The sequence below is a fragment of the Vagococcus elongatus genome (genome assembly GCF_003987645.1).
In the GTDB taxonomy this organism is placed as follows: Bacteria; Bacillota; Bacilli; order Lactobacillales; family Vagococcaceae; genus Vagococcus_A; species Vagococcus_A elongatus.
On sequence record NZ_NGKA01000001.1, the window covers coordinates 202615 to 228159 of the forward strand.

The 25545-nt window shown below is 38.9% G+C and carries 27 protein-coding genes and 1 other RNA gene; 7 read left to right on the plus strand and 21 right to left on the minus strand.

The features are described from left to right. The 8 genes from CBF29_RS00890 to CBF29_RS00925 all read right to left on the minus strand — a co-directional run bounded on the left by CBF29_RS00890 (window position 1) and on the right by CBF29_RS00925 (window position 6865). Window positions 1–1290 carry a dihydroorotase gene (locus tag CBF29_RS00890; RefSeq protein ID WP_126806296.1) on the minus strand — a complete coding sequence of 430 codons (1290 nt, stop codon included), beginning with the start codon at window positions 1288–1290 and terminating at the stop codon, window positions 1–3. 2 nt (window positions 1291–1292) lie between these two features. Then, window positions 1293–2219, minus strand: a complete 927-nt coding sequence (locus tag CBF29_RS00895; RefSeq protein WP_126806298.1) for an aspartate carbamoyltransferase catalytic subunit — start codon at window positions 2217–2219, stop codon at window positions 1293–1295. 21 nt (window positions 2220–2240) lie between these two features. Further along, window positions 2241–3521, minus strand: coding sequence for a solute carrier family 23 protein (locus tag CBF29_RS00900; protein WP_126806301.1), 1281 nt, complete (start codon window positions 3519–3521; stop codon window positions 2241–2243). A gap of 156 nt (window positions 3522–3677) precedes the next feature. Continuing rightward, entirely contained in the window at window positions 3678–4211 is a 534-nt protein-coding gene (gene pyrR, locus CBF29_RS00905; RefSeq protein ID WP_126806303.1) for a bifunctional pyr operon transcriptional regulator/uracil phosphoribosyltransferase PyrR, read from the minus strand. Window positions 4212–4411: 200 nt separating this feature from the next. Beyond that, on the minus strand, window positions 4412–5314 hold the full coding sequence (locus CBF29_RS00910) for an RluA family pseudouridine synthase (RefSeq protein ID WP_126806305.1): 903 nt from the start codon (window positions 5312–5314) through the stop codon (window positions 4412–4414). After that, a complete protein-coding gene (lspA, locus tag CBF29_RS00915) occupies window positions 5311–5772 on the minus strand; it encodes a signal peptidase II (RefSeq protein ID WP_126806307.1) in 462 nt (153 codons plus the stop codon). The genes CBF29_RS00910 and lspA overlap by 4 nt, the downstream gene beginning before the upstream one ends. 12 nt (window positions 5773–5784) lie before the next feature. After that, window positions 5785–6432: a CBS domain-containing protein gene (locus CBF29_RS00920; protein WP_126806532.1), complete on the minus strand. Its 648-nt coding sequence runs from the start codon at window positions 6430–6432 to the stop codon at window positions 5785–5787. Window positions 6433–6475: 43 nt separating this feature from the next. Beyond that, window positions 6476–6865, minus strand: coding sequence for a hypothetical protein (locus CBF29_RS00925; protein ID WP_126806309.1), 390 nt, complete (start codon window positions 6863–6865; stop codon window positions 6476–6478). 663 nt (window positions 6866–7528) lie between these two features. On the opposite strand from CBF29_RS00925, the gene CBF29_RS00930 reads away from it, so the two are divergent. Next, complete coding sequence (locus tag CBF29_RS00930; protein WP_126806311.1) at window positions 7529–7747, plus strand: cold-shock protein; 219 nt, start codon at window positions 7529–7531, stop codon at window positions 7745–7747. Window positions 7748–7775: 28 nt separating this feature from the next. Here CBF29_RS00930 and CBF29_RS00935 read toward each other — a convergent pair whose 3' ends face one another. Further along, window positions 7776–8234, minus strand: coding sequence for an EbsA family protein (locus tag CBF29_RS00935; protein ID WP_126806313.1), 459 nt, complete (start codon window positions 8232–8234; stop codon window positions 7776–7778). A gap of 85 nt (window positions 8235–8319) precedes the next feature. Here CBF29_RS00935 and CBF29_RS00940 point away from each other — a divergent pair, with 85 nt between their 5' ends. From CBF29_RS00940 to CBF29_RS00950, 3 genes are all read left to right on the plus strand, one after another. Beyond that, the gene (locus CBF29_RS00940; protein WP_126806315.1) at window positions 8320–8727 is read left to right on the plus strand and encodes a ribonuclease HI family protein; all 408 of its coding nucleotides are present in this window, start codon (window positions 8320–8322) and stop codon (window positions 8725–8727) included. Window positions 8728–8867: 140 nt separating this feature from the next. Continuing rightward, window positions 8868–9386 carry a DUF1836 domain-containing protein gene (locus CBF29_RS00945; protein ID WP_170169950.1) on the plus strand — a complete coding sequence of 173 codons (519 nt, stop codon included), beginning with the start codon at window positions 8868–8870 and terminating at the stop codon, window positions 9384–9386. Window positions 9387–9399: 13 nt separating this feature from the next. Continuing rightward, window positions 9400–10254 (plus strand): DegV family protein, encoded by an 855-nt coding sequence (locus CBF29_RS00950; RefSeq protein WP_126806319.1) that lies wholly within the window; start codon window positions 9400–9402, stop codon window positions 10252–10254. A 55-nt stretch (window positions 10255–10309) separates the two neighbouring features. Here the strand turns inward: CBF29_RS00950 and CBF29_RS00955 are convergent, their stop codons facing one another. Next, complete coding sequence (locus CBF29_RS00955) at window positions 10310–11089, minus strand: TIGR02452 family protein (protein ID WP_126806321.1); 780 nt, start codon at window positions 11087–11089, stop codon at window positions 10310–10312. Window positions 11090–11158: 69 nt separating this feature from the next. Further along, window positions 11159–12097: a glycosyltransferase family 8 protein gene (locus tag CBF29_RS00960; protein WP_126806324.1), complete on the minus strand. Its 939-nt coding sequence runs from the start codon at window positions 12095–12097 to the stop codon at window positions 11159–11161. A gap of 216 nt (window positions 12098–12313) precedes the next feature. Between CBF29_RS00960 and CBF29_RS00965 the strand changes: the two genes are divergently transcribed. Continuing rightward, window positions 12314–13738 carry a phospholipase D-like domain-containing protein gene (locus CBF29_RS00965; RefSeq protein WP_126806326.1) on the plus strand — a complete coding sequence of 475 codons (1425 nt, stop codon included), beginning with the start codon at window positions 12314–12316 and terminating at the stop codon, window positions 13736–13738. 47 nt (window positions 13739–13785) lie between these two features. On the opposite strand, the gene CBF29_RS00970 is transcribed toward CBF29_RS00965, so the two are convergent. The 6 genes from CBF29_RS00970 to CBF29_RS00995 all read right to left on the minus strand — a co-directional run bounded on the left by CBF29_RS00970 (window position 13786) and on the right by CBF29_RS00995 (window position 19619). Continuing rightward, the gene (locus CBF29_RS00970; protein ID WP_126806328.1) at window positions 13786–15222 is read right to left on the minus strand and encodes an aldehyde dehydrogenase family protein; all 1437 of its coding nucleotides are present in this window, start codon (window positions 15220–15222) and stop codon (window positions 13786–13788) included. A 260-nt stretch (window positions 15223–15482) separates the two neighbouring features. After that, complete coding sequence (locus CBF29_RS00975; protein ID WP_126806330.1) at window positions 15483–16982, minus strand: carboxypeptidase M32; 1500 nt, start codon at window positions 16980–16982, stop codon at window positions 15483–15485. Between the two features lie 5 nt (window positions 16983–16987). Beyond that, entirely contained in the window at window positions 16988–18148 is a 1161-nt protein-coding gene (locus CBF29_RS00980; RefSeq protein ID WP_425469872.1) for a THUMP domain-containing class I SAM-dependent RNA methyltransferase, read from the minus strand. Window positions 18149–18232: 84 nt separating this feature from the next. After that, an RNA gene (gene rnpB / locus CBF29_RS00985) (RNase P RNA component class B) lies at window positions 18233–18603 on the minus strand. 18 nt (window positions 18604–18621) lie between these two features. Further along, window positions 18622–18978 carry a cell division regulator GpsB gene (gpsB, locus tag CBF29_RS00990; protein ID WP_126806334.1) on the minus strand — a complete coding sequence of 119 codons (357 nt, stop codon included), beginning with the start codon at window positions 18976–18978 and terminating at the stop codon, window positions 18622–18624. A gap of 98 nt (window positions 18979–19076) precedes the next feature. Then, entirely contained in the window at window positions 19077–19619 is a 543-nt protein-coding gene (locus CBF29_RS00995; protein ID WP_126806337.1) for an SLOG family protein, read from the minus strand. A 60-nt stretch (window positions 19620–19679) separates the two neighbouring features. On the opposite strand from CBF29_RS00995, the gene recU reads away from it, so the two are divergent. Together recU and CBF29_RS13820 are read left to right on the plus strand one after the other, a co-directional pair. Continuing rightward, the gene (gene recU, locus CBF29_RS01000; RefSeq protein WP_126806339.1) at window positions 19680–20291 is read left to right on the plus strand and encodes a Holliday junction resolvase RecU; all 612 of its coding nucleotides are present in this window, start codon (window positions 19680–19682) and stop codon (window positions 20289–20291) included. A gap of 3 nt (window positions 20292–20294) precedes the next feature. After that, window positions 20295–22511 (plus strand): PBP1A family penicillin-binding protein, encoded by a 2217-nt coding sequence (locus CBF29_RS13820; protein WP_126806341.1) that lies wholly within the window; start codon window positions 20295–20297, stop codon window positions 22509–22511. Between the two features lie 114 nt (window positions 22512–22625). Here CBF29_RS13820 and nth read toward each other — a convergent pair whose 3' ends face one another. The 4 genes from nth to CBF29_RS01025 form a co-directional block, all read right to left on the minus strand. Beyond that, window positions 22626–23264, minus strand: coding sequence for an endonuclease III (gene nth / locus CBF29_RS01010; protein WP_126806343.1), 639 nt, complete (start codon window positions 23262–23264; stop codon window positions 22626–22628). Window positions 23265–23275: 11 nt separating this feature from the next. Next, a complete protein-coding gene (locus CBF29_RS01015; RefSeq protein ID WP_126806345.1) occupies window positions 23276–24001 on the minus strand; it encodes a DnaD domain protein in 726 nt (241 codons plus the stop codon). A 196-nt stretch (window positions 24002–24197) separates the two neighbouring features. Continuing rightward, the gene (locus CBF29_RS01020; protein WP_126806347.1) at window positions 24198–24818 is read right to left on the minus strand and encodes a lysozyme family protein; all 621 of its coding nucleotides are present in this window, start codon (window positions 24816–24818) and stop codon (window positions 24198–24200) included. 202 nt (window positions 24819–25020) lie between these two features. Then, a complete protein-coding gene (locus tag CBF29_RS01025; RefSeq protein WP_126806349.1) occupies window positions 25021–25533 on the minus strand; it encodes an adenine phosphoribosyltransferase in 513 nt (170 codons plus the stop codon). Window positions 25534–25545: the final 12 nt, after the last annotated feature.

Sequence of the window (25545 nt, forward strand, 5' to 3'; positions counted from 1 at the left end):
CTATTTTCCTCTTTTCGCCCAAACTAATTTTCCTGATACAAATGTATACATGGTTTCCCCATAAACTTTTTCTCCTAAGAAAGGTGTATTATCAGATTTGGAAGCAAAATCCTCTCCATTGATTTCAAATGGGTGTTCCAGATCGAAAAGCGCAAGGTCTGCCGCTGCTCCAATGTCCAAAGTCCCCGATGTCAAACCAAAGATATGGGCTGGTCGGTCAGTCATCCAATCAATGACTTGTTTCAGTGTGAAAATATTTGTTTTTACAAAGTGAGTATACATCAATGAAAAAGCAGTTTCGCTGCCCACAATCCCGAAAGGCGCACTGACCATGGACTGTGCTTTTTCTTCTCGGCTGTGCGGTGCATGATCCGTTGCGATACAATCAATCGTTCCATCAAGAAGTCCCTCTATCAATGCTTGTCGGTCATCTTCCCCTCGCAAAGGCGGGTTCATTTTGTAGATGGCGTCATCGCCGGGGATATCATTGTCGGATAAGATGAGATGGTGGGGGCAAACTTCACAAGTAACCTTCACACCCGCACGTTTGGCATCCCGAATGATTCGCACGCTTTCTTTTGTAGAAACATGGCAGACATGATAATGAACGCCAGTTTCTTCAGCTAAAATCAAATCTCTAGCGATTTGGGAAGATTCTGTGGCACTTAAAATCCCGGGCAGTCCCAATTCTTTTGACTTTTCCCCGTGATGCATGCATCCTCCGAACAACAAGGATTCATCTTCTGTGTGGGCCACGATGGGCATACCCAATTTTGCGGCAGCTTTCATCGCCTGATACATGACACCAGCGGTCTGCACACCGACCCCGTCATTGGTGAAAGCAAAGGCACCTGCTTTTTTCAGTTTTTCAAAGTCAACCAGCTCGTCACTGCGCAAATTTTGAGTGATTGGCGCATATTGCAAGACATTGACCACACCATCACGATCGATGATTTTCTGAACTTGTTCAAATTTTTCTGCCGTGTCAGGTACAGGATCAAGATTAGGCATTGCACAAACAGTAGTAAAACCTCCTCGGGCGGCTGCCGCACTGCCTGTAGCAATCGTTTCTTTATGAGTAAATCCCGGCTCTCTAAAGTGAACATGGACATCAACTAAACCCGGAGTCACTAACGCCCCTTGTGCATCGATTTTTTGATCGAACTTGACCCCTTGTTCCTCCAACGCAGCTCCTTTGGCTTGAATTTTCCCATCCTTCAGTAGAAATTCGCAAGGTATCAACTGGTTACGCTCATTTAAAACCAAACTGTTAGTAATTAGTATCGCCATCATTATGCCTTCCCTTCTAAAATCGCTTCTAAAATTGCCATTCTCATAAACACACCGTTACTCATTTGAACTACAATACGTGATTGCAGACTTTCAACCAGTTCATCTGCTAGTTCAACATCACGATTCACTGGAGCAGGATGCATGATAATCGCATGCTTTTGCAGTTTTTCTGCCCGTTCAACTGTCAATCCGTATTTCTGATGGTAGACTTCTTTTGAAAAAATTTCATCTTCGTTATGACGCTCGTGCTGCACTCGCAGCAACATCATCACGTCAACTTTTTCTACCACTTCATCAATAGGCAAATACGTTCCGTAAGCTTCAAATTTGGCATCGTACCATTCTTCGGGACCAGAAAAATACACTTTGGCTCCTAAACGTTTCAGCATTTGCATATTGGATTTTGCCACTCTCGAATGACTCAAATCTCCAACAATACTGACTTTGATGCCTTCAAATCTGCCGAATTCTTCATAAATAGTCATTAAATCCAGCAAGCACTGGGTCGGATGTTGTCCGCTGCCGTCACCGCCGTTGATGATCGAACAACGAATCGTTTTACTTTGTATCAGCTGGTGATAGTAATTCTCCTCCCAGTGTCTGATAACACAAGCGTCCACACCGATTGCCGCCATCGTCAACACAGTGTCGTACAGAGATTCACCCTTTTTGACCGAACTAGTGGAGGTATCAAATTCGATGACCTGCAAGCCGAGTTTTCTTTCTGCCACTTCGAAACTTTTATGAGTTCTCGTACTATTTTCAAAAAATAAATTTGCGACATAATAATCTCTCGGTTTATTGATCCAAGTAGCACCGTTTTTGAATTGTTGTGCCCGCCTGATCAATCCCATTACTTCCTTATCGTGTAAAGCTTCCACCGTTAAAAGATGTTTTAAGCTAACTTGTTCTCGACTAATAATCATCGCAATACTCCCTTCTTAATGCTACGCTTCACTGGCCGCTTTTTGAGGCAGAACAAAATTAAGTATAATCCCAAATAACGTTGCCAGAGCCATGCCTTCCAATTCAAATGTTCCTGCTTTCAATACCAAACCGCCAATACCGATGACTAAAATCACCGATGCAATAATTAAATTTCTTTTTTGGTCAAAATCTATTTTATTATCAATGATAATTTTCATTCCGCTAGAAGCAATGACACCGAACAAAATAAAACTGATGCCCGCAATAACCGGACCAGGAATACTTAAAATCACAGCACTGACTTTACCTACAAAGCTTAAAATAATTGCAAGGGCCGCAGCCCCGCCAAGAACAAACACGCTGTGAATTCTTGTAATCGCCAGCACCCCGATGTTTTCTCCGTAGCTTGTAACGGGAGGACCGCCGACTAAACCGGCTGTTATTTGTGCTAAACCATCACCTAGCAAGGTTCGGTCGAGTCCGGGATTTTCAAAAAAATTACGCTTCGTGAGTTTATTGAGCACACTGATATGTCCCACATGCTCTGTCATAGTGACAAAGGCAATGGGAGCCATCATCAAAACTGCATTCCAATGAAAGACCGGTCGATACTGCAAGAAAGGAATATGGATATCCGGTAGTGAGAACCACTGAGCTGCTTCGATGGCTTGGATATCAACGATGCCGAATCCCAATGAAATAATATACCCGCTCACAATACCTAGTAATATCGGGATAAGTCCTAAAAAGCCTTTTAAAAACATGTTGAAGATGATGGTCAAAACTAAGGTAAGCAGTGCTACTGCGATATATTTGATACTGTAATTACCATTATCCATCATGGCATTTTGAGCTGCGTTTGATGCCAATCCTAACCCGATAACCATCACTACTGGGCCCACAACGATTGGCGGGAGAACACGACCAATCCAGTCAGAACCGATTTTCTTAATGACCAGGGACACGAGGATATATATTAATCCTGTAGTGAATGCCCCTTGAGCGACTGCCCCGTAGCCTGCTTCGGGATTGCTCATCAATAACTTCATTGCAGGAATGAAGGCAAAGCTGCTGCCTAGATAAGCAGGAATTTTTGCTCCGGTAGTAAATAAATAGACCAGCGTCCCGATTCCGGAACTCATCAGCGCCACACTCGGATCGATTCCTACTATAATTGGTACTAAAACAGTGGCACCAAACATCGTAAATAAGTGCTGAAAACTCAAACCAAGACCTTGTAAAAAATTCGGTTTGTCCATTATATCCAATACTGCATCGTTGTTTCTAAATTCTTGTTCCATCTCATGTTCCCTTCTTCCAGCACAATTTTTCAGAAAAAAATCTTCCATACCTATGAGAGGACAGAAGATTTTCTATAAGTAAAGTGAATGATTCTATCTTTACCACATGCTCTTCTTCGTCTCTCTGAACGTGTTTAAAAAGCAACTCTATATTTGCTATGTCACGATAAAGACACCATCTGTCCCATCGTGTTCTTTCATTTGAACAAGAATTTCTTCGCTGATAGCAGTGGGGATGTTTTTCCCGACAAAATCAGCTCTGATCGGAAGTTGTCTGTGTCCCCTATCTACCAAGACCGCCACAGAAACTTTTTCCGGCCGTCCAACATCCATCAAAGCATCTAATCCTGCTCTGATTGTTCGTCCTGTAAACAACACATCATCCACTAATATCACTTGTTTTCCAGTGATATCAAACGGGATATTTGATGCCTGAACGGAGGCTTCCTCTGTAGAGACTTCAGGTTTCTTATCATCGCGATAAAGTGTGATATCCAATTCCCCGACAGGAAGCTGTTTATTTTCAATTTGAAGTATACGCTCGGCAATTCTTTTAGCTAAAAATATTCCCCTTGTTTTGATTCCCACCAAGACAATGTCTTCCAGATGCTTATTACGTTCAATAATTTCATAAGAAATACGCGTTAAAGCTCGTGTCATGGTCATCGCGTCCAATACTTCCTTTTTCATATGCTTCACCCCTTTTCCTAAATAAAAAACCCTATCTCGTCCGCGAGATAGGGTTGAAAATTTTGCAAATAAATGCCTTTGGATAGACTGCCTCCAAGGTATCACTAGCTTTCTCTCCTTTTTAGCCTCACGGGACTATGTTTAAAGGAAACAATATTTAGTTCTTATTCATGATAGCTCTTTTCATTAAAAAATGCAATCTATTTTTCCAACTTTTTCAAGGTCTTTTGGAACACTTCAGGAGGCGGGACTTCAAATAAAAGATTTTTCCCAGAAACTGGATGTTTAAACCCTAACGTTCCCGCGTGAAGATATTGTCCCTGCCCTTTTAAAGTTTTAGCCGGGCCATATATTGGATCCCCTGCAATGGGAAAGTCGATATATTTCAAATGAACCCGTATCTGATGTGTACGACCTGTTTCTAACTGGCATTCAATCAAAGTATAGTCAGTGAATCTTTTTAAAACTTTAAAGTGTGTGACAGCTTTCCTGCCGCCCTCTCTGACAGTATTCATCAAACGATTACTTTTGGAACGGTCAATTGGTGCATCAATTGTCCCAGTCTCATGGGGAATCTCACCGTGCACCAAAGCAGAATATTTTCGTATCACCGTTTTAGCCATCATTTGCTCCTGCAAGTTTTTATGTGCCTGATCGTTTTTAGCAACTACAAGCAAACCAGAAGTATCTTTATCGATACGATGAACAATGCCTGGCCGGATCACACCATTGATGCCGGAAAGGTCACTAGTATGATAAAGTAATGCATTCACTAAGGTGCCTGTTTGATGACTTTTAGAAGGATGGACTACCATCCCTTGAGGTTTATTTACCACGATAATATCTGTATCTTCATAAACGATATCCAAAGGTATAGCTTCTGGACTCAGCTCTAGTTCGATATTTTCCGGCGGAGTGACAACTATAGTATCATTTTTTTTGACTTTATAATTTGCTGACACAGGTTCGCCGTTTACAAAAACACAGTCGCCTTTTAGCCAATGCTGGATTTGTGAACGGGAAGTATCCGCTAAATGTGCTGCCAATACTTTGTCAATCCGTCCTTTTTCTTCACTCACAGTCAATGTGATTTCTTGTTTCATTTTCTTGCCACCTTTTCCTCTTCTTCGGCAAAAAAGAAAATATAAATAAAGACACAGATGACACCAATGACGATACTGACATCTGCAACATTAAAAATCGGAAAATTGATAAACTCAAATTGGAACATATCGACAACATATTGCATTCGCACGCGGTCGATAAAATTTCCTAAAGCTCCGGCGATAATCAGTGACAGACCTACTGTCATCCAACGGCTATTTGAACGGTTTGTATACAGCAAATACACGAGAACGACCAGTGCAGCGGCTGTCATGATATAAAAAAACCACATCTTTCCTTCAAACATACTCCAAGCTGCCCCTGTATTACGAATATGGGTCAAAGACAACACTGGATTTTCCATGATTGTTTCTCCAAATGGGATGTTTTCAACTGTCCACCATTTTACCCACTGATCAAGCCCAACTGAAATAACTATTATTGCTATATACCACATAATTGACTCCCTTCATTCGCCGTAGTAATTTTTAAATACGTCTCTCGGACGGATGATCCCCAGCAAGTTGCCGTCTGGATGACCATCTTTAGTAATCAGCAGAGCTTCTATATAGGGCGAATTAAGAAATAATTCCACTGCCTCAAAAACCGGTGTTGCAGCCGCTACAAAGCGGAAGTTTTGACTTCTGCGGTCCGAATCGAGAACATCAAAAGCTGTTTTGCCCTCGATATCCAAGTAGTTGTCTTTCGTATGCCTTGCTAACCAAATTCCTAATCCATGCGCCGTAATAAGACCCAAAAATTTCCCGCGACGATAAATAGGAAACTGAGAATACCCCTTTGAAGCAACGATTTTCAAAAGGTCACTCAATAATGTACTCTGCTCAAAACCAGTAACATTTTTCTGAAATACCGGAATGACTTTTTCAGGATTGATCAAATCTTCTTCAATCTGAATGATTTTCTTAACGGCCCAATCATTAGGTTCCGCAATGATAAAGTCGGGAGCAATCTTGTCATGAACGATAGCGTTACGTAACTGCGCCAATTGAATCAAGTCATCCCCATGCTCTTGAATCAGCAAATCCTTACGCCGTGACAGACGCCGGACCAGCTCACTGAAGCCAATATTTGCCGGATTGTCCAACTGCCGGCGCATCCACTTTTCGATTCGATTGAATGAAGTCAAGAAAACCTCTGAATTACGCTTCACGTCTGCTCTCCTCTATCAAATAAATTTTTTTCGTCATGGCAACCGCAAAGACGAGATAGATTAAAACTATCACGACAGCTAAGACCCATGAATGAAAGAAAATAGGGAAAATAAAAGTAAAAGTAAAAAATAAAATGTATAATCTAAAAACTATGGGATTGAATGTGACTGTCAATTGTTTCCCTTGATTGGTCTCGGATAAAGTAAAAGGTTCGCTTCTAAGTATCGAGAGTTTCACAGACAGCTGATCACCCTCTGAAAATTCTATTTCTTTTTCACTGTCGTATGCCAACGTACCTATGGACTCCCCGTTTTTTATGATGGACAAGGAAGATCCCATGCCAAAAAAGCCTGTTTCTCTTTTTAGTGAAAATTTCATTTTAGCTCACACCTTTTTAAGTAAATTCTCTACCTATGATATCAATAATTCAAAAAAAAAGCCAAGCAGATTACCTACTGCTTGGAAGATTTATCAAGAAAATTTATACCGTTATTTTTTTTTCTAGATTCTTTTTTACTGTAGAAGGAGATTTTTTAAATACCTTGCCAAAAATAAAGCCCAATTTGAATATTAGCCTTTGTAAATTTGTCATTTTTATCACTCCCGCTACTTGTTATCTTAAGTATAACCAAAAAGACCCAAATTGTTAAGTATAAAACATATTTTAATCAAATTTTATTGGAAATGTAATATTTTTAATATTGTCCTTTTGAAAAACAACACATCGAATCAAATTTCTCATACGGTATAAAAGATTCATTTAAAAACATTTGAAAAGAATTTATTGTAATTTTCATAAAATTATCCTAGCAATCCTCATAACATCAAGGTATGTGCTATTTTTATAGCAAAAAAAACAGATACGAATAGAGACAGACTTTATCACAAATACGACGTTATTAAAATAACTATCACATAGCACTTAAAAAAAGCGAAAAGCGAAAGAATATCAACTGATTTTATGCCTTTGATTGACCTTTAAACCTATTGTACTTATAATGGAGAGTGTATTCTAAATTAGATTGACTGGGGGAGTGTAAAATGACTGAAGGCACTGTGAAGTGGTTTGATGACAAGAAAGGTTATGGGTTTATAACCTATCATGAAGATGAAGAAATTTTTGTTCATTTTACAGGTATCATCGGAGAAGGTTTTCGAACATTAAAAGCCAATCAGCCAGTAATATTTGAGATAAGAGAAGGTCGGCGCGGCCCGCAGGCAACCAATGTTGAATTACAAGAGGACAATAATAATAATTAAAAAAGCGGAACTGACTTGACCACTCTTGTCAGCTCCGCCTTTGTTTTTCTTTCATTTGAATGATTTGCCCCTTGAATTCTGAATGAGAAGCCACGTCAGCTAAAAATTTTTCCATCGTCTTCTTTCTCATCAAAAAAATATTTCGGTCTATTTTCCCTTTGAAGTGCTTGATTGTCAAAGTAAACCCGTGGCTTCCCACTGAAATACTTTCGATATTTTTTATCATGACTTTTCTTTTTATTTTGGGATTTATACACCATTGGCAAAGATGCCTTTCCGTGAGGATGAAATATTTCATCCAGCCGTTAAGGATGAATGCTAATGATACACAAATCAGTGCAATCGTCAGCCAGTTGAACTTAATTTTTTCCAACTGTATAATAATGCCAAAACACAGCAGTCCGAGGGTGTATGACCAATAGATAACAAATCTTGAAATTTCCGGCTGCCAATGATATTTTTTATACTTAACCAATTGTTTTTCCACTTGAATTCCTCACAATTTTCAAACGTCTAGTTTTATATTAACACATGTAAAATGATATCTAAACTATTTTAAAGGAAGTAATGTTATGTTGAAGATATATATTGACGCAGCAACGAAAGGCAACCCGGGACCTAGCGGAATTGGTATCATCTTACTAACTGAAACCATCTATGAACAACTTCATTTTCCTATTCCTGAGATGAGCAACCATGAAGCCGAGTTTTTCGCTGCGGTAAAAGCACTTGAGATCGCGATTGAAAAAGGATTGAACACCTCCACCACATTTTTATACACTGACAGCAAAGTAGTCAGCAAAGTGATTGACAGCAACCATACTAAAAATCCTTTATTTCAGCCTTACTTAATTAAACTCAACGAACTGCTTGCGAAATTTCCTTTAGTCATGATTCAATGGATTCCAGAAAGCAAAAATAAAGGAGCTCATCAGCTGGCCCGACAAGGATTGCACAAATCTTTGAAATCAATTTCTTAGTTCTCCTTTCCACCCTTCTGACTTTTCATTACAACTCAAACAAAGACACAGAAAAAAATTTCTGTGTCTTTTCACTTTAAATTATTGTAATTATGTGATATAGTTTTAAAAACCACATGAAAGGATATCGAAAAACAAACATGCAAGATAATCAAATTTCTTGGCAGGAAGAACTTCGAAGCATCCGGCTTCCCCGTTGGTCTGAACTGCCAGATATTCCACTTTATATGGATCAGCTGGTCACTCTTGTCAGTCGATATGTTCAACCTTTCCAAGTTGGAGATACCAATGACAAAGCTTTAACACCAAATATGGTCAATAATTACGTGAAAAAAAATTATATTTTGGCGCCTGAAAAGAAGCGGTACGATCAGAGGCATCTGGCAAGGCTGATCATTATTTTGATTCTGAAACAATCTTTTGATTTGCCCACCATCCATTTAGGTATTCAGTCTCAGATTGAGCAAGGTGATTATAAACAAGCTTACGATCAATTCTGTAAACAGCTGGAAGATTCTATTGCGCTTTTGATACCAGAGCAAAAGCAGCAAACCATTGAAATTAATTTTTCAAACAATCAGTATCGGGCCGTACAAATGGCTACTTTATCACTTGCGGCAAAATTCGTCGCAGCAAAAGCTTTACGTGAAAATTTATAGGAGAGTGCAACAAATGACAGAAAAAATCGCGTTACTCGTTGATTCTGCGATGGATTTACCACCAGAAATCATAAAAAAACCAGGTGTTTACGTTATTCCACTTAGTGTTATTTATTCTGAAGGAGCGTATATCGACAAAGTTACCATTACATCTAAGGAAATTTATGCCCGTCTTGATGATGAAGTGCCTTCCACCTCTTTGCCTGATGGTGAGTCCATCAGTAAGATATTAGATAAAATTTATAATGATGGGTTTAACCACCTGATTATCAGTACTATTTCTGGTGGATTAAGCGGAACTAATAATATGCTGTCCTTGATGGTCAGAGATTTCCCGCAGCTGACGACCACTGTTATCGATACTAAAAGCATTGGGATTGGCGGAGGCTTACAAGGAGCCTATGCCAAAGAACTCATTGATCGTGGGGAATCTTTCGAAAAAATAAGTGAAATCTTAAAAGAAAGTGTCCAAAAATCACGGGTCTTTTTCAGTATTCCTACATTGGAATATTTGAAAAAAGGCGGTAGAATCGGTTTAGTCTCCTCAATCTTCGGGACTGCATTGAATCTGCACCCAGTCATATCCTGTAATGAAGATGGTATTTATTATACTGTCAATAAGGCCCGAGGACGGAAAAAAAGTCTTGAAAAAATGCTTGGACAAGTAGAAAAGTTTTTAGGTTCTGACTCTTCATATGACTTAGCAGTTGCCTATGGGAATTGCGTGGATGAAGGAAAAGAACTTGCTGAAACGGTTAAAGCACGTTTTACTCATTTTAAACATTTTTACTTTGATGAAGTCAGTCCAGTTCTTGGTGTCCACACTGGCCCGGGAGTTATCGGAATCGGCATATTGAAAAGAGATTAAAAAAAGTTCTGTCACTTTTGACAGAACTTTTTTTATATCCGACTTTAGTTCATTTTTATTCTGGAAAAGCTAATTGAAACGCCCTTAGATTATCATCATTACCCAAAATGCTGAAACATACTTTTTTGAACGCCTGCTGAAATTCTTTGGCAGAAAGAGCTTGCTGAAATAATCTTGCTACTTGAAATGGTTCGTTGCCGAATACACCGCAACCAAAAGCTCCAAGTATAAGAATTTCACAGTGATTTTCTTTAAACGCTCTTAAAATTTTAATGATTTTTCGCTGCAAATCTTCTTCATATTCCCCATCTGTTACTTTTGGGTCATTGCAGATATTGGCTGATTTATTTGGTGCAGGAAGCGTTACTACATCGCATAAAACCGGCGGCACCATCAACTCCTGACCGTCAATGTCATTTTTAATAAACAAAACATCTTTTGAATAAATCAGGCGGCTGGAATAAAGATGGCGGTTGATGTGTTCTTGATTGTATTTATAGTACTCATCGGTGAATTTCAGTAGTTCGGGATACAAAAAGGAACATCTGGCAAGGGTCTCTTCCTGAGCTGCTGCTCCCGACTGAAAGCCGCCTCCCGGATGAATGGCGCTGGCAAAATTAAGTACCCCTGTTTTTCCATGCGGCGTTTCGAAAAATATCCTCTGGAGGACATTTTCTTCATAAACAGCGTATTCGGCAGTATAATCCGCTTTGGTAGCTGCTTCAGCCAGCTCGCCAATATAAATTTTACTTGTTTGTTTCAGCTTCTCCTTGGGATAGCTATCATAATATGACAATGTTTCTCTAGCACTTTGTATTCTTTGGTTTTTATCCATAGCCCCATCCCCTTTATTTCCTTTAAAAATACCTCCTCAGCAATGCTTCACTAGTAGATGAAGAGCATTTTACAATGTTGAAGAGTTTTGGTCTGTGTCAAAAACTGTTCCTAAAGTGACTCTAGGCAGTTCTTTTTTCTTATCTTCCACAACATCCCCCACCTTAACGGCAACGGCTGTTTCATATCGGTCAGTTAAATTTTGGTAGTGCTTATGAAGGGCATGAAATCTTGAGGTGCTGTTAACTTTCCAAGGCTTTGATTTTCCGCAATAATGTAAAATGACCGTGTTTTTAATGATCCATGGAAAATCAACAGTTCCCATTGTCCGTGTAATGTATTTTGAAAATTTTCGTGTGTCATAATTCCAGATTTCGTCGGGAATTTCCAACGTCATCTTGCCATACAAAGCATTGAAAATATCTTGATCTGGTAAAAGCAGTGACGTGATGATACTTTCTTCGATATGAGAAAAAATAGATTCTTTTTTTATGATTTTTTTGGCTTTCGTTAAGTCGATCGCAATCACCCCGGTATTGTAGTACGCGTGTTCTGTCCCTAAACGAAGGTTATTGATATCCTGACTGATATCTGTTAAGCCAGTATGAGCAGATGCGGCAAAAACCATTTCTTGAAAATCAAGCTCCCACAATGGACGAATGCTGTTGATAACCAAAATATCAGGGTCTAAGTAAATAATTTTATTTAAATAGGAAGGTAAGATGACCGGAGCCAACAGCCGAAAATACATTTCTTTAGGGTATTTTTTTGATACAGGCGCATTGGTAAAATAATCTTCATCAATTTTGATTACATGGAGCCCACAATTAATAAAGCTAGTAAAATTTTTTAACTCTTCTATTTTTTCATCTGAGATTGATTGATGAATCAACCAGATATCAATGTCCTCTAAAAAATTATTATGGACAAGCGAAACCAGCATTGTTTTTAAAGGTTCTAGATAATTTTCATTTAGAGTGACTAAAATATGAATTTTATCTTCGTTCATCAGGCTCTCTCCTTTTGTTTGACCACCAGTATTTTTCAATACCTCTTACCTCTATCATAAACTAAGTGGAATAATTTTTAAAACTTTTCAATCATATTTTGCTTGTTTTCGAAAATAAGCTTGGAACTCCCCCATATCATATTGTTTCAAGTTTCTTTTTATCGGTGCTAAAATGAATCTATGAAATACTAAGAATAAAAGGAGAAAGTGATTGACTTGCCCACATTAAAACATATTGCGAAATATTTGTTTATTCTGTTGATTGTTTATTTCCTTTACAGCACGGTCAGCATCTTAGTCTATACTAAAATCAAAATGAATCAAACTTCCGTCATCGTTCAAGAAATGCCTGTTAAATCGATGGATGATATTTTAATACCGAATCAGACAAACGAACTGGCTGCCGTTAGCAGTAAAATTGAGAATGTCCTACCCCTTCGCTGCCAGCTTATTGACCAAGCACAAGAATCGTTGCTGATTTGTCAGTATACGATTGCCGATGACGACAGCGGTTTGATTTTCATTGGCAAACTGCTTGAAGCGGCAGAACGCGGGGTCAAAATTGAATTATTAGTTAATGGACTTTCAAATCAAGTGAAAGGTTTCCAGCGTTTGCCCTTATCTCTACTTGCCAGTCATCCGAATTTTGAACTAAAAATGGTGGGCGGATTTAATTTCTTGAAACCTTGGCAGATGAATAATGTTCTCCATGATAAATTGATGATTGTTGACGATAATTACCTTCTTTCTTCTGGAGGGAATATTGAAAACAGATTTACCGTGGTTGCTGATAATCCTAGGCCTGTTCACGATTTGGATGTTGTCATCCAAAGAAATGGAGACGTTTCTAAAGACTCATTAATTACGCAAGGTACCGATTATTTCAATCAGCTATGGGAAAATCCTTATGCTGTGGACCTGCTAGATAAAGCAAAAATTAATGGTGAACACTTATCTGAGAAAGATATCGCAGAAAACAAAAATAATATTGCAGCAGCTTTCACCCGTCAGAAATCATTGATAGGCAAAGAAGTGCTTGAACAGATGACTTTTCATCCCATTGCATCAAGTCACCTCGTTCATAATTCCGTTGGGACTCTGGTAAAAGAACCTGTCGTTTGGAAACAGTTGACCACTTTGATTAATCAGTCCGAACATAACACGACTATTTCAAGTCCTTACGTCGTGATAACAGACAAAATGAAGGACTATATCACGGTCCCTTCCCATGGTCAGATTGACATACTATCTAATTCTGTCAACAATTCACCCAATTTATTTGCTTTTGGAGGGTATCTGAATCAAAAAGAAAAACTCTTAGAAATTTTTAACATCTGGGAATATCAGGGACAAGGCTCCCTTCATCAAAAAGCTGTATTGATAGATGATACTATCGGTATTGTTGGGTCTTTTAACATGGATTCTCGTTCAACTTTTTTAAGCAGTGAGCATATGCTGATTATCAACAGCCAAGGGTTCCACGACGAGTTAAACAATATTATCAACGATTACAAAGAGCATAGTTTGCCAAGTGTCATGGGTAAAGAAAACAACGAAGATGCCTCAAGTACCAGCGCTTTGAAAAAAGGACTCCTTAAAGTCATCAGCTGGATAAGTCCGCTGATCGAGTTTCTTCTCTAAAAGAATAACGGCCGGAAAAATCTCCGACCGTTATTTTTATCATCCAATCAATATCTATCTGTTTTTTGTACACTGATCCATTGTTCAGTTGTAAATTTATCTACTACCCAATGTCCGTTAAACCGCCCGACCCCAGAGTATTTCTCTCCGCCAAACATCACATGAGGTTCGTGTGTAATCGATTGGTCATTAACGTGTGCCATGCCAGACTCAAGTTGTTTAGCTAACTCCATTCCTTTGAATAAATCTTTGGTGAAAATACAGTTGCTTAGGCCATATTCAGTATCATTAGCTACTTTGATTGCTTCTTCTTCATCTTGTACAAGGATGATAGAGCTGACAGGAGCAAACATTTCGCATTTGGCTGAACACATCTCATTAGTCACATTAGAAAGAATCCAAGGATGGACCACACTTCCTTCTATTTTTCCTTCTAACCCGACTTTGGCCCCAGCATTTACTGTCTTCTCAATATTTTCTTTGACTTTTTTTGCCTGCTTTTCATTAATGAGAGGCCCAATCACAACTTCTTCATCGAAAGGATCTCCCACTTTGACTTCTTTAGAAAGTTTTACAAAGGCTTTGATAAACGGCTCGTGAACTTTTGGTGTGGTCAAGATACGATTGATTGCCATACAAATTTGACCTTGATGGGAGTAAGTCCCTAAGATTGCTGCTTTTGCTGCTTGGTCCACATCTGCATCATCCAAAACAATCATGGCCTGATTGCCGCCAAGTTCCAAGGAAACATCTTTCAATAATTCTCCAGCAATTTTTCCAAGATGCTGCCCCACTTCTGTTGAACCGGTAAAGGAAATAAGAGAAGGAACTGGATGGGACACGATATAATCGCCGATTTCGGATCCTCTGCCAGCAACAACATTCAATACACCTTTAGGAAATCCTGCTTTTTCGAACATTTCTGCAATTTGAAATGCTGAACCCGGTGTGTCGCTGGATGGTTTCAACACGACAGTATTACCACAAGCAATGGCAGGAACTACGGAACGCATAGATAATAAAAGTGGGAAGTTAAATGGGGCAATGACACAGACGACCCCTTTAGGTTTTTTATAAACATAGTTTTCTTTTCCCGCTACATTTGATGGCATGATGCGTCCATCCATCATCATATGATAACCCATCGCATCATCGATGACTTTTAAGGTATCCCCATATTCAAAAGCAAACTTTGCTTTTGTTCCTCCGCTTTCTTCTGCAAGCAGTTCAAAAACTTCCTCTTCCATCTCACGGATAACGGCAGCTAATTTTTTCAAATAGTCTCTTCTTTCTTCAGGAAGTGTTTTACTCCAAGAAACTTGTGCAATTTTTGCGGCTTCGTAAGCATTATCCACGTCTTTCGGGCTAGCTGCTTTGTATGTATAAATCAATTCTCCAGTAAAAGGGTTATAATTCTCCATCATTCGATCGCTAGTTCCCTCACGCCACTCACCATTGATGTACTGCTTTTGATAATGTTTCATCGTTTTGCCTCTTTCTGAATTTATTTATGCCATCAGCACATTGACACCAGTGTAATACAAAACAAGTAAAAAAGAAAGCGTTTTTTTATGCAAAAAAAATATTTTTTAGCTCCTAGCTAAAAATTTTTGTTGTATATTAAATAAAAGCAGACCTATCTGTATAGTTTGCAACCCTCAGAATAACAACCTTTCTTCATTTTTTTAAAAAGAAAAAAAGATATCTATTCGTTTTAAGAATCCATATCTTTTTTCACAAACTACTAATATTCGATTTGGTAAGCATCAAAGTACATATGTTTCATAAAGTCCAGCAGATATTGAGGATTCATGGTCTCCCCTGTTGCCTCTAAAATCAGCTGATTTGGTTTACGTGAGGCACCGTATTGATGGATATGTTCTTTATTCCATTGAATAATCGGTGAATAATCATCTGAACCCAAAACAGCCTCCACATCTAACGCTTGATTCATGCGGTGATAAAATTGAGCTGCATACATAAATCCGAGAGCATAGGATGGGAAATAGCCGAAACTGCCACCAGACCAATGAGAGTCCTGTAAAATACCTTCCAAGTCAGTTTCTGGACGAATGCCAAGATACTCTTCATATTTATCATTCCAAATCTGAGGCAAATCATCTAAGTCGATATTATCATTAAAAATCATCTTTTCGATTTCATAACGAATAATGATATGTAATGGGTAAGTCAATGAATCCGCCTCAATCCGAATCAGACTTCCTTGCGTTACTTTGAGTCCCCGATAAAACCTATCAAAGTCGATATCATCAAATGTTCCCTCAGTCACTTCTTGAAAATACGGGTATTGTTTTTGCCAGAATGCCCGACTGCCGCCAATAATAATTTCATTAAACAGTGACTGAGACTCGTGACATCCCATAGAAGTCCCTGTTGCTAATGGAGTGTAAGAATATTTGGCATCGATATTTTGTTCATACAATCCATGACCTGCTTCATGAATCACGCCGAACACAGCGGTTTGAAAATCCTCTTCGTCCCATCGTGTAGTCAGCCTGACATCATTATGATTCAGCGTTAATTCAAAGGGATGAATAGTATCGTCTAAGCGACCGCGACTCATATCATAGCCTAAATCAGCAATCACCTTTTCGATAAATTTCTGTTGTTGGGCTTTTGTCACTTTCCGATACAGAAAATCCGTTTCAGGAGGTGTTCCTTTTTCAGCGATCGTGTTGCGAATTTCTATAATTCCTTTACGAAGTTTTTCAAAAACACCGTCCAAAATTTCAACTGTCATGCCGGGTTCGTACAAGTTTAACAAAACATCGTAGGGTGTGGCCTCATCTTTTTGCCACAAAGGGATAAACTCTTTAGTGAAACTAATCATGGAAGACAAGGACTCTTTGAAATCTTGAAAATTATTTGTTTTCCGGGCTTTGACCCAATCGCTGTGGGCAAGACCCAGAGCTTTTTGGAAAGCCAAATAACGCTCTTTGTCTATGCGATTATTTCTTTCAAAAGATTCTTTTTCTTTGAGAAAGACCCCTTGACCAAAATCAGACAATGCCTCTGGATGTTGGGTAAAATGCGTCATAAAATCAGTCATTTTATCCCCGTAAGACAAATCGTATTCTAGACCGCTCATGTAACTCATCAATTCACTACGCTGTTCAGCAGCTTTTTCAGGCATTCCGGTAGCCATATCCCAGTACAGGAGGCTATTAGCCTCTTTTAAAAGTTCACGCTCTTTAATATAAGCTAAAAATTCTTTTTCTGTCATCTGTTTCATTCCTTTGAAGTTTCAGGTTTGGCTGGACGGGGAGGACGTTTCCCCCAATACTGGAAGTAATCCGTTCTTAATGCGCCATTATACAATTTTCTCTTTTTCGTGGCTCTTTCGCCATAAGATTTTTCAAATTCCAAATCACTGGTAAGAATGTATTTGCTCCACGTATCAAGAGGACGGAAAACCTCCCCCATTTCACGATAAAGTTTTCTCACTGCTTCTTCTTCCCCTAGACGTTCCCCATAAGGAGGGTTCGCAACCATCACACCATATTCTTTTTCCGTGCGGAAATCTGAAAGCTGCATTTGTTTGAAAACGATGGAGTCTCCTAAACCAGCTTCTTCCGCATTCTTTTTAGCCAATTCAATCATTCGGCCGTCGATATCTGATCCCATAATATCTAGTTCGCATTCATAGTCAGCAAGTTTTTCAGCTTCATCACGGGCTTTTTCAAATACACTGTCTTCAACCCATGCCCAGTCTTCACAGGCAAAACTGCGATTAAAGCCGGGAGCGATATTATGCCCGATTAAAGCGGCTTCGATACAAATCGTTCCAGAACCGCACACAGGATCATAAAAAGGCCGGTCCTTTCGCCAGTTAGTCAACAACACTAAGGCGGCTGCCATATTTTCTTTCAGCGGTGCCCCGCCTTTATCCAATCGGTAGCCCCGTTTAAACAAACTTGGGCCTGTGGTGTCAAGAGTAATCCTGACTTGGTCTTTCAGTAAAGAGACTTCCAGCTGATAGTGTGCTCCCGATTCCGGCAGTCTGCCATATCGGTGATAGTAATCACTTAATCGTTTCACGATAGCTTTTTTTGTGATTGCCTGACAATCCGATACACTGAATAATTTTGATTTGATTGATTTTCCGGCGACTGGAAATTCTGCATCCATAGGCAAATATTCTTCCCAAGGCAAGGCAGCCGTTTTTTCGAAAAGTTCTTCAAAAGTGGTCGCTTTAAATTCTCCCACAATAATTTTGATTCTATCGGCTGTTCTCAGCCATAAATTTGCTTTGGCAATGGTTTCCATGGTGCCGTAAAAAATAGCCCGTCCATTTTCTATCTGGCAGTCTATTCCTAAATCACGCAATTCTTTACCAACTAGAGCTTCGATGCCGCTTGCTGCAGTTGCCATTAACTTAAATCGTTTCATCATATCCTCCTCAAGTTGATAATAAATGTTAAAAAAAGCTCCCCATTAACTAACGGAAAGCTAAAAAACCTGATACGTGTAGTTTTCTATAAGCCATGTTCTGTATTGATTTTTCTCAGGAGAAAAAATCAACGGTAATAATCTGTCTACGGAGAAAATCTCCGTCTCTTTTCTTAGTTCATTTCCTTGAAAAGAATGCCCCTACCTGAATTTGGGTTGCTCTCTCGAGGGGTTTACCCGTTCCACCGACTTTATTTCTAAAGCCGCTTCGTCACTGTGGCACTTTCAAGCCTACTCAAGCATAGCTTACGCCGTAGCTTTTTTAGCTGCCGTTGCTCAATAAAGAGCACCTTAGCTTATGATTTCGCTAAGCACGAACACTACAAGCATCTCAGCTTGTGAGAGCATGGACTTTCCTCAACAACTCCTTGGAGCTGCTGTAATTACCCGAAAACTACACTGGTGCAATCATCTTAAAATTGTTTTGTCTGATCTAAATCATTGTCATTAGAAAGTAATTTGCTGCCAAAAACTTCTTTTTCTAAATTGGAGAGTCGTTTTAAAATATCAAAATTGGTTGCTGGACTCGCTTGCTTTGGCGTTTCTTGACGAATTCGTGACAAAGTTTCTGTACTCTTAGTCAATTGATCTACTTTGGAAATCAAGCGTTGATTTTCTTCTTTTAAGTCCAAAACTTCCCGGTTAAATTGCTCGTAATCTTTAATGACATCATCTAAAAACTCATCCACTTCAACTGGATCGTAACCTCTCATCTTTGTTTTAAATTCTTTTTGTAAAATTTCTCTGGCTGTAAAATTATAATTTGCCATTCTTTAGCACCCCATCTATCGTTAAGTCTCTTATTTTTTTACATTACTACACTACTAATATATTGTATCTAAAATTAATATGAAAATCAATCAGATTATCATTCATCGGCGATATCTTGCAGTTCAAACATCCCAATGGTCTCCATAAGGTAATCTTCGTCCGCCTGAAACTTTAGGGCATCACGATAAAAATATTCAGTTTTCCCAGAGTATTCGGGGTCATACACCAGTAGGCATCCCTGCGTTTTTTCAAGGAGAAATTTCGTGTGATTTTTTAGTTGTACGGGACTGGTATAGGGCTGATGAGAAGTTGAATTCTCATAATCGGCATTATTTTTCATTGTTAGCAATTTTTGCTGATTATCTTCATTCCAGTTGTTGCCAAATTCATAAAAGGGAAATATCAGTCCCAGCTTTAACTCGGGATAATCAGTCTTCAACTCAGGGATGACCTCACTCGTCCAGAATTCCACACCTAAGTTTCCGCTGATGATCACCCACTCTAATCCAGCTTCCAAATACATTTTTAAAGATTTCTTTAAAGCGCGTTTTATTATCGTGATTTTTGGATCTTTCTCTTGAAAAATGCCTAATTCAAAGCTACGATAACCAGATACATAAAGTGTTTTTATTGGTTTCATTTAACTAGTCTTTCCAATCTAAAATGATTTTTGATATAATACGTACAGGAGTGTGATGGTATGACAATGAATTATCCGAATGGCAGACGTTATTCCGTCAGTTCTTCCTCGGACATCAAGGGTTCTAAGAAAATCAATACGAAGTTCAGCAACCGCGGGATGACTTTTGAAGAGATGATTAACGAAACCAATCTCTACTACTTGCAGCGTGATATTGCCGTCATTCATAAAAAACCGACTCCAATACAAATCGTCAAAGTGGACTACCCGAAAAGAAGTGCCGCAAAGATCAAAGAAGCTTACTTTAAACAAGCATCGACAACAGACTATAACGGAGTGTATCAAGGCCGCTATTTGGACTTTGAAGCTAAGGAGACAAAAAACAAAACATCGTTTCCTTTAGCAAATCTTCACGATCATCAAGTTTATCATATGAAAAAATGTGTTAAACAGCAAGGAATAGTTTTTGTTTTAGTCTGGTTTTCCACGTTAAAACGCTGCTTTTTATTAAGCAGTTCGAGTGTGTTCGACTTTTGGGATAAAAAACAAAACGGCAAAAAATCTATCCCTCTTTCCTTTTTCGAATCAGATGGTATTGAAGTGTCAATTGGCTTTGCTCCAAGAGTGGATTATCTTGCCGCACTGGAGAAACTTACTATAGGAGGAGCGTAACTTATGGCTACAAATAAAAATGGCAACCCACTTCCCGGCAGCAGAACCGGTAGCAGCAAAACAGGGAGTAAACCAAGGAAAAAGAAAAAGAATATTTTTCTCAGGTTGCTGTTGACTTTATTTTTAATAGGATGTATCGGTTTATTGTCTGGTGCAACTTTGTTTATGTACTATGTAAAAGAAACACCTGAACTGGACTACGCAAAACTAGAAGACGATCTATCTTCTGAGATATTTGCCTCTAACGGGGAATTGATTTACAGCGTAGGTAATAAAAAAAGGGAAGCCATCAAATCTGAAGAGATACCTTTTCTTTTAAAAGAATCGATAATTTCAATCGAAGATAAACGTTTTGAGAAGCATATCGGTATTGACCCTATCAGAATTGTCGGCGCAGTCGTTGCTAACTTTAAAAGCAGCGGTTCTGGCGGTCTTCAAGGGGGAAGTACTTTAACCCAACAATTAATCAAATTATCTTTCTTTTCAACAAGTAAAGCAGATCAAACTCTTGAACGTAAGGCACAAGAAGCCTGGCTGTCTTTAGAATTGGAAAAACAAAAATCAAAAGATGAAATCCTTACCTACTATATCAATAAAGTATATATGGCAAATGGCCTCTATGGTATGAAAACCGCTGCCAAGGCCTATTATGATAAAGAATTAGACGAATTGACCCTGGCGCAATCTGCTCTTTTTGCGGGAATTCCCCAAGCACCAAATGACTATGATCCCTACGTTAATCCCGAGTTGGCGAAACAAAGACGGGACATGGTGTTAGGACAACTACGGTCTGACGACAAAATCACAGATCAGGAATTCCAAGATGCAGTCAATGAACCTATCGATCATGAGCTGCTCCCTATCGAAGACAACAAGGCACAAAATAAAGTCATTGACAATTATATCTATGAAGTCATTGAAGAAGTGGAAACAAAAACCGAGAAAAATATTTTTACGGATGGTTTAAAAATTTATACGAACATTGACATGGAAGCACAGAATTATTTGTACAATTTGGTAAATACAGACAATACGATTTTGTTTCCTAATGATGAATTTCAAGCTGCTGTGACTGTATTGGATGTCAATACCGGGAAAGTGGTTGCCCAAATCGGCGGACGAAAAATCCCTGATGATGTCCAGCTGGGAGAAAACTTAGCAACCACAGCAAAACGGGATTTTGCTTCAGCAGTGAAACCAATCAACGTTTATGCTCCGGCAATCGAATATTTGAACTATTCTACAGCTAAAACGATCGTAGATGAACCGTACAAGTACGAAGGAACCAATACTCCATTATACAACTATGATATGAGTTATCGAGGACCAATATCGTTAAGAGAAGCTTTAGTCGATTCACGTAACATCCCAGCTGCTAAAACAATCAAGGAAGTTGGCTTGGATAAATCCCAAGAGTTTCTTAACAAACTCCATGTGAAATACGCAGGAGAAAACGTTCAGTCTCGGGCAATCCATGGGGAAACAAATTCGTTAGACATGGCGGGAGCTTACGCAGCACTGGCAAACGGTGGAAAATATTATGCCCCTTCTTATATTGAACGCATACAATTTACAGATGGTTCCGAAGAAATTTATACAGACAGCGGCACCCGGGTCATGAAAGAATCAACCGCCTATATGGTAACAGATATACTGAAGGATGTGTTGAGAAGAGGAACCGGTGTGCCGGCAAATATTTCCAACATCGTTCATGCTGGAAAAACCGGGACTTCTAACTATGACGATACAGAAAAAAGTAAAGTTATCGGTGATCCATCAGGGGCGCCTAATATCAGTTTTGTAGGTTACACTCCTAACTACGTCATTTCAGTTTGGACAGGCTACTCTGAATATTTCCATTCGATTCCTTATTCGGAACAACAGCTTGCCATGATGATTTATAAATTTATGATGAGCTATATGATGAATGGCGTTGAAGTCAAAGACTGGGTGATGCCTGACAGTGTAGTAAAAATCGGCAATGAACTGTTTGTGAAAGGTTATGAAACCAATCAGTACAGGTATACTCAGCCTTCCAGTTCTGTTGAAGAGAGTGAAACTTCTGAGACTACAGAATCTTCCGAAAGTACTCCTCCTGTTGAAGTGCCGGAACCTAAACCTGAGCCGGAACCTAAACCGGAACCTGAGCCGGAGCCAAAACCTGAACCAGAACCTGAGCCGGAACCTGAGCCTAAACCGGAAGCCGGAACTTCACCTTAGCAAATGATTAAAATATAAAAGAGTCCTAACAGTTAGATGAATCATCTAGGTGTTAAGACTCTTTTTATTTTGACTGATAATTAAATATAGTATAAGAGTACTCTAAGAAAAAAATCAAATTCTTGTTTTTCCTTCTGCACAGAGATAAAGCAGCGGACATTCACTGCATTTAGGGTTTCTAGCTAAACAATGATACCGTCCAAAAAAAATCATGCGATGATGGGTCTCTACCCAACGCTCTTTAGGTACTTTCTTCATTAGTGCCTCTTCCACTTCCAGAACAGTTGCTGATTTTTTTACGATTCTCAAACGTTTTGAAACTCTTTCCACATGTGTGTCTACTGCGATTGCAGGAACACCAAAAGCATCCCCGGCAACCACGTTAGCAGTTTTGCGTCCAACTCCGGGAAGTGTCATTAATTCCTTGATTGTTTGAGGCACTTCCCCTTGGTACTCCTCAATCAGCATTATGCAGCAGCCTTTGATATGTTTCGCTTTATTTCTAAACAATCCTATGGTCCTGATAGACTCTTCGATTTCTTCTAAAGGCGCCTCAGCGAAAGCTTCCGGTGTGGGAAACTTTTTAAATAATGCGGGGGTGATTTTATTGACAGAAACATCGGTCGCCTGGGCACTTAAAATAACTGCTATCAGCAACTCAAAAGGATTGTTGTGAATCAGTTCTCCTTCAGCATCAGGAAACATTTTTGCCATTACCTCAATGGCTTCTAAAGTCTTCTTCTTTGACAGCAACGAATTTCCTCCTACTTCTGTGATTGATTATTTGGATCCAGCCAGTTATACAACGGCACTCTTCCCTGTTTCTTTTGTTCTTTGTCAAACTGCTGTTTATCATTTTCTGACACTGATTTTTTACGACGGTTCAATGCCTCAAGGACTTCATTTTTGGTTTTTAAATTTTTTCGTTCCCAACTGAGAAGTACTCGGTCGATATATTTTAAATTATACGCTTGATTAAGGACCGCTTCTCGCAAAGCTAAATGAATCAACGGCAAGGAATACTTGTCATCTTCAATCCAATACCCAATCGTCTCTCGTTCAATAGGCGACAACATCCGTCCGAATTCTTTTTCGAAAGACTGATACAACTCAACGATCCCCTGCTCATCAGCATCTATCTTCTCTTTTTGTTTATTTGAAATCAAATAGTTGCCAATCAAATCAAAAATCAAAAATAAATTGTATTGGTCTGCCTGTTTACCTTGCTCATCTCTTATGGACTCCATTTTTATTGCTTTTTTCGTGAGCAGTCCTTGGATATTCCCATAAACTTCTTTTAAGGACACGTCCATATTCGAGGCGATTTCTTCCATATCTGGAAACAAGTCTCCCTGATCGTGATACATGACCAGTTGCAGATATAGAGCAAGCTCCACCTCATTTAATCCGATTTTTTTATAATATTTGATGATTAAATTAGATAAATTTGTTGAGCCTTCTTGTAAAAATTCAGATAGTTTTAACATCATTCTCACTCTCTTTTCTAGACTCTAGTATAGCAATTTTTACAACAGATTGTTAGTTTGAAAACTATAAAAAAAGCATAGCTGAATCTATGCTTCAATCGTTGGTTGATTTTATTGTTTTCTCTTTCTCTAAAAGCAGCTTAAAGATTACTTTCCTTGAAAGCCGTCAAAATAAAAAGTCAGGCACGACGCCTAACCTTTAAGTCAATAAATTTAGTAATCTCACATTCCATTTGACAATATCCACATAAAAGAAATTGCCTCCATCCCGGTAAAGACGCCCTCCATTGTGTATCACAGAACGAGGGGTCAAGTATCTATACTCCTCTCCCGTGCTATTGCCAAGTGCCGGAGCCAAAATGTTTTTAGAATACTCCTCGGCCAGCTCGATGGTATGGTTCCCTCCACGTTCACTGACATACGTAATATAGTTTAGACCAAAATTATAAGCTTGAACAGCTGTCCAGACATCAGTTTTTAACAGTTCTGACTGATGGATAGCTTCAGATAAAAATTTTATGCCTGATTCCAAACTTTCATCCGTATCATTTATTTCGTCTTTTTTCCCATATTTGCTCTCACTGCTTTGCATGATGTCCACGTGATTGCCTTTGGATTCAGTAAAAATAATCCCTAGCACGATATCACGATATTCCCCAATATCATAATATTTAACTAAAGTTTCCACTTGAGACTGCCATTGATTGATCTGATCCACTCTCTGTTTACTTATATATAAATACCTGCCGACAAACAGCAAGAAAAATACAAATATAATTAAGAAGAAACGTCTTAACGGATGTCTTCTTTTTTTCTTCATATTAGGTGTCACCCTTCTAGTAAAAATCATTTCTTGAATTCACATCATACTATAGATTTAATTCAGGGAGTAGTTTTTAGCAGTTCCTTAGTTATTTTTTAAAAAATAGATTTTAAGACTATAACGATAAAATTTAAAAAGCAATAAATCAAAAAGAAAACTGTTTGATTTATTGCTTTTTTCAATAGCTACTGTTCCAAGCTTAAAACTCCATCAATGCCAAAATATCATAGCCTTTGATTTTGTCCCGTCCTTTTAAGTCGGCAAGTTCAACAAGAAATGCGCACCCTACCACTATGCCGCCAAGCTTTTCAACTAATTCAATCGTCGCAGCAATGGTGCCTCCCGTCGCCAGCAAATCATCACAAATCAGGACTCTTTGACCTGGTTTAATCGCATCTTTATGTATGGTCAATGTAGCATGTCCGTACTCCAAAGCATAGTCGACTTCAACCGTCTCACGAGGAAGCTTGCCTTTCTTACGAGCAGGAGCAAAGCCGATACCTAATTCGTAGGCCACCGGACACCCAATGATAAAGCCACGAGCCTCTGGACCGACGATCATGTCGATTTTCTTTTCTTTGGCATAGTCAACAATTTGATTTGTGGCTTCTCGATAGGCCTTGCCATCCTCCATCAAAGGAGAAATGTCTCTAAAAATAACCCCTTTAGTTGGATAATCCGGAATACTTGCAATATAGTCTTTTAAATTCATGTTATTTCCTCC

What these genes read in the sequence shown, in the direction of transcription:
- CBF29_RS00890 (WP_126806296.1), bottom strand. Translation starts at nt 1,290, where the DNA reads ATGGCGATACTAATTACTAACAGTTTGGTTTTAAATGAGCGTAACCAG.
- CBF29_RS00895 (WP_126806298.1), bottom strand. Translation starts at nt 2,219, where the DNA reads ATGATTATTAGTCGAGAACAAGTTAGCTTAAAACATCTTTTAACGGTG.
- CBF29_RS00900 (WP_126806301.1), bottom strand. Translation starts at nt 3,521, where the DNA reads ATGGAACAAGAATTTAGAAACAACGATGCAGTATTGGATATAATGGAC.
- pyrR (WP_126806303.1), bottom strand. Translation starts at nt 4,211, where the DNA reads ATGAAAAAGGAAGTATTGGACGCGATGACCATGACACGAGCTTTAACG.
- CBF29_RS00910 (WP_126806305.1), bottom strand. Translation starts at nt 5,314, where the DNA reads ATGAAACAAGAAATCACATTGACTGTGAGTGAAGAAAAAGGACGGATT.
- lspA (WP_126806307.1), bottom strand. Translation starts at nt 5,772, where the DNA reads ATGTGGTATATAGCAATAATAGTTATTTCAGTTGGGCTTGATCAGTGG.
- CBF29_RS00920 (WP_126806532.1), bottom strand. Translation starts at nt 6,432, where the DNA reads ATGCGCCGGCAGTTGGACAATCCGGCAAATATTGGCTTCAGTGAGCTG.
- CBF29_RS00925 (WP_126806309.1), bottom strand. Translation starts at nt 6,865, where the DNA reads ATGAAATTTTCACTAAAAAGAGAAACAGGCTTTTTTGGCATGGGATCT.
- CBF29_RS00930 (WP_126806311.1), top strand. Translation starts at nt 7,529, where the DNA reads ATGACTGAAGGCACTGTGAAGTGGTTTGATGACAAGAAAGGTTATGGG.
- CBF29_RS00940 (WP_126806315.1), top strand. Translation starts at nt 8,320, where the DNA reads ATGTTGAAGATATATATTGACGCAGCAACGAAAGGCAACCCGGGACCT.
- CBF29_RS00945 (WP_170169950.1), top strand. Translation starts at nt 8,868, where the DNA reads ATGCAAGATAATCAAATTTCTTGGCAGGAAGAACTTCGAAGCATCCGG.
- CBF29_RS00950 (WP_126806319.1), top strand. Translation starts at nt 9,400, where the DNA reads ATGACAGAAAAAATCGCGTTACTCGTTGATTCTGCGATGGATTTACCA.
- CBF29_RS00955 (WP_126806321.1), bottom strand. Translation starts at nt 11,089, where the DNA reads ATGGATAAAAACCAAAGAATACAAAGTGCTAGAGAAACATTGTCATAT.
- CBF29_RS00960 (WP_126806324.1), bottom strand. Translation starts at nt 12,097, where the DNA reads ATGAACGAAGATAAAATTCATATTTTAGTCACTCTAAATGAAAATTAT.
- CBF29_RS00970 (WP_126806328.1), bottom strand. Translation starts at nt 15,222, where the DNA reads ATGAAACATTATCAAAAGCAGTACATCAATGGTGAGTGGCGTGAGGGA.
- CBF29_RS00975 (WP_126806330.1), bottom strand. Translation starts at nt 16,982, where the DNA reads ATGACAGAAAAAGAATTTTTAGCTTATATTAAAGAGCGTGAACTTTTA.
- CBF29_RS00980 (WP_425469872.1), bottom strand. Translation starts at nt 18,148, where the DNA reads ATGAAACGATTTAAGTTAATGGCAACTGCAGCAAGCGGCATCGAAGCT.
- gpsB (WP_126806334.1), bottom strand. Translation starts at nt 18,978, where the DNA reads ATGGCAAATTATAATTTTACAGCCAGAGAAATTTTACAAAAAGAATTT.
- CBF29_RS00995 (WP_126806337.1), bottom strand. Translation starts at nt 19,619, where the DNA reads ATGAAACCAATAAAAACACTTTATGTATCTGGTTATCGTAGCTTTGAA.
- recU (WP_126806339.1), top strand. Translation starts at nt 19,680, where the DNA reads ATGACAATGAATTATCCGAATGGCAGACGTTATTCCGTCAGTTCTTCC.
- CBF29_RS13820 (WP_126806341.1), top strand. Translation starts at nt 20,295, where the DNA reads ATGGCTACAAATAAAAATGGCAACCCACTTCCCGGCAGCAGAACCGGT.
- CBF29_RS01015 (WP_126806345.1), bottom strand. Translation starts at nt 24,001, where the DNA reads ATGATGTTAAAACTATCTGAATTTTTACAAGAAGGCTCAACAAATTTA.
- CBF29_RS01020 (WP_126806347.1), bottom strand. Translation starts at nt 24,818, where the DNA reads ATGAAGAAAAAAAGAAGACATCCGTTAAGACGTTTCTTCTTAATTATA.
- CBF29_RS01025 (WP_126806349.1), bottom strand. Translation starts at nt 25,533, where the DNA reads ATGAATTTAAAAGACTATATTGCAAGTATTCCGGATTATCCAACTAAA.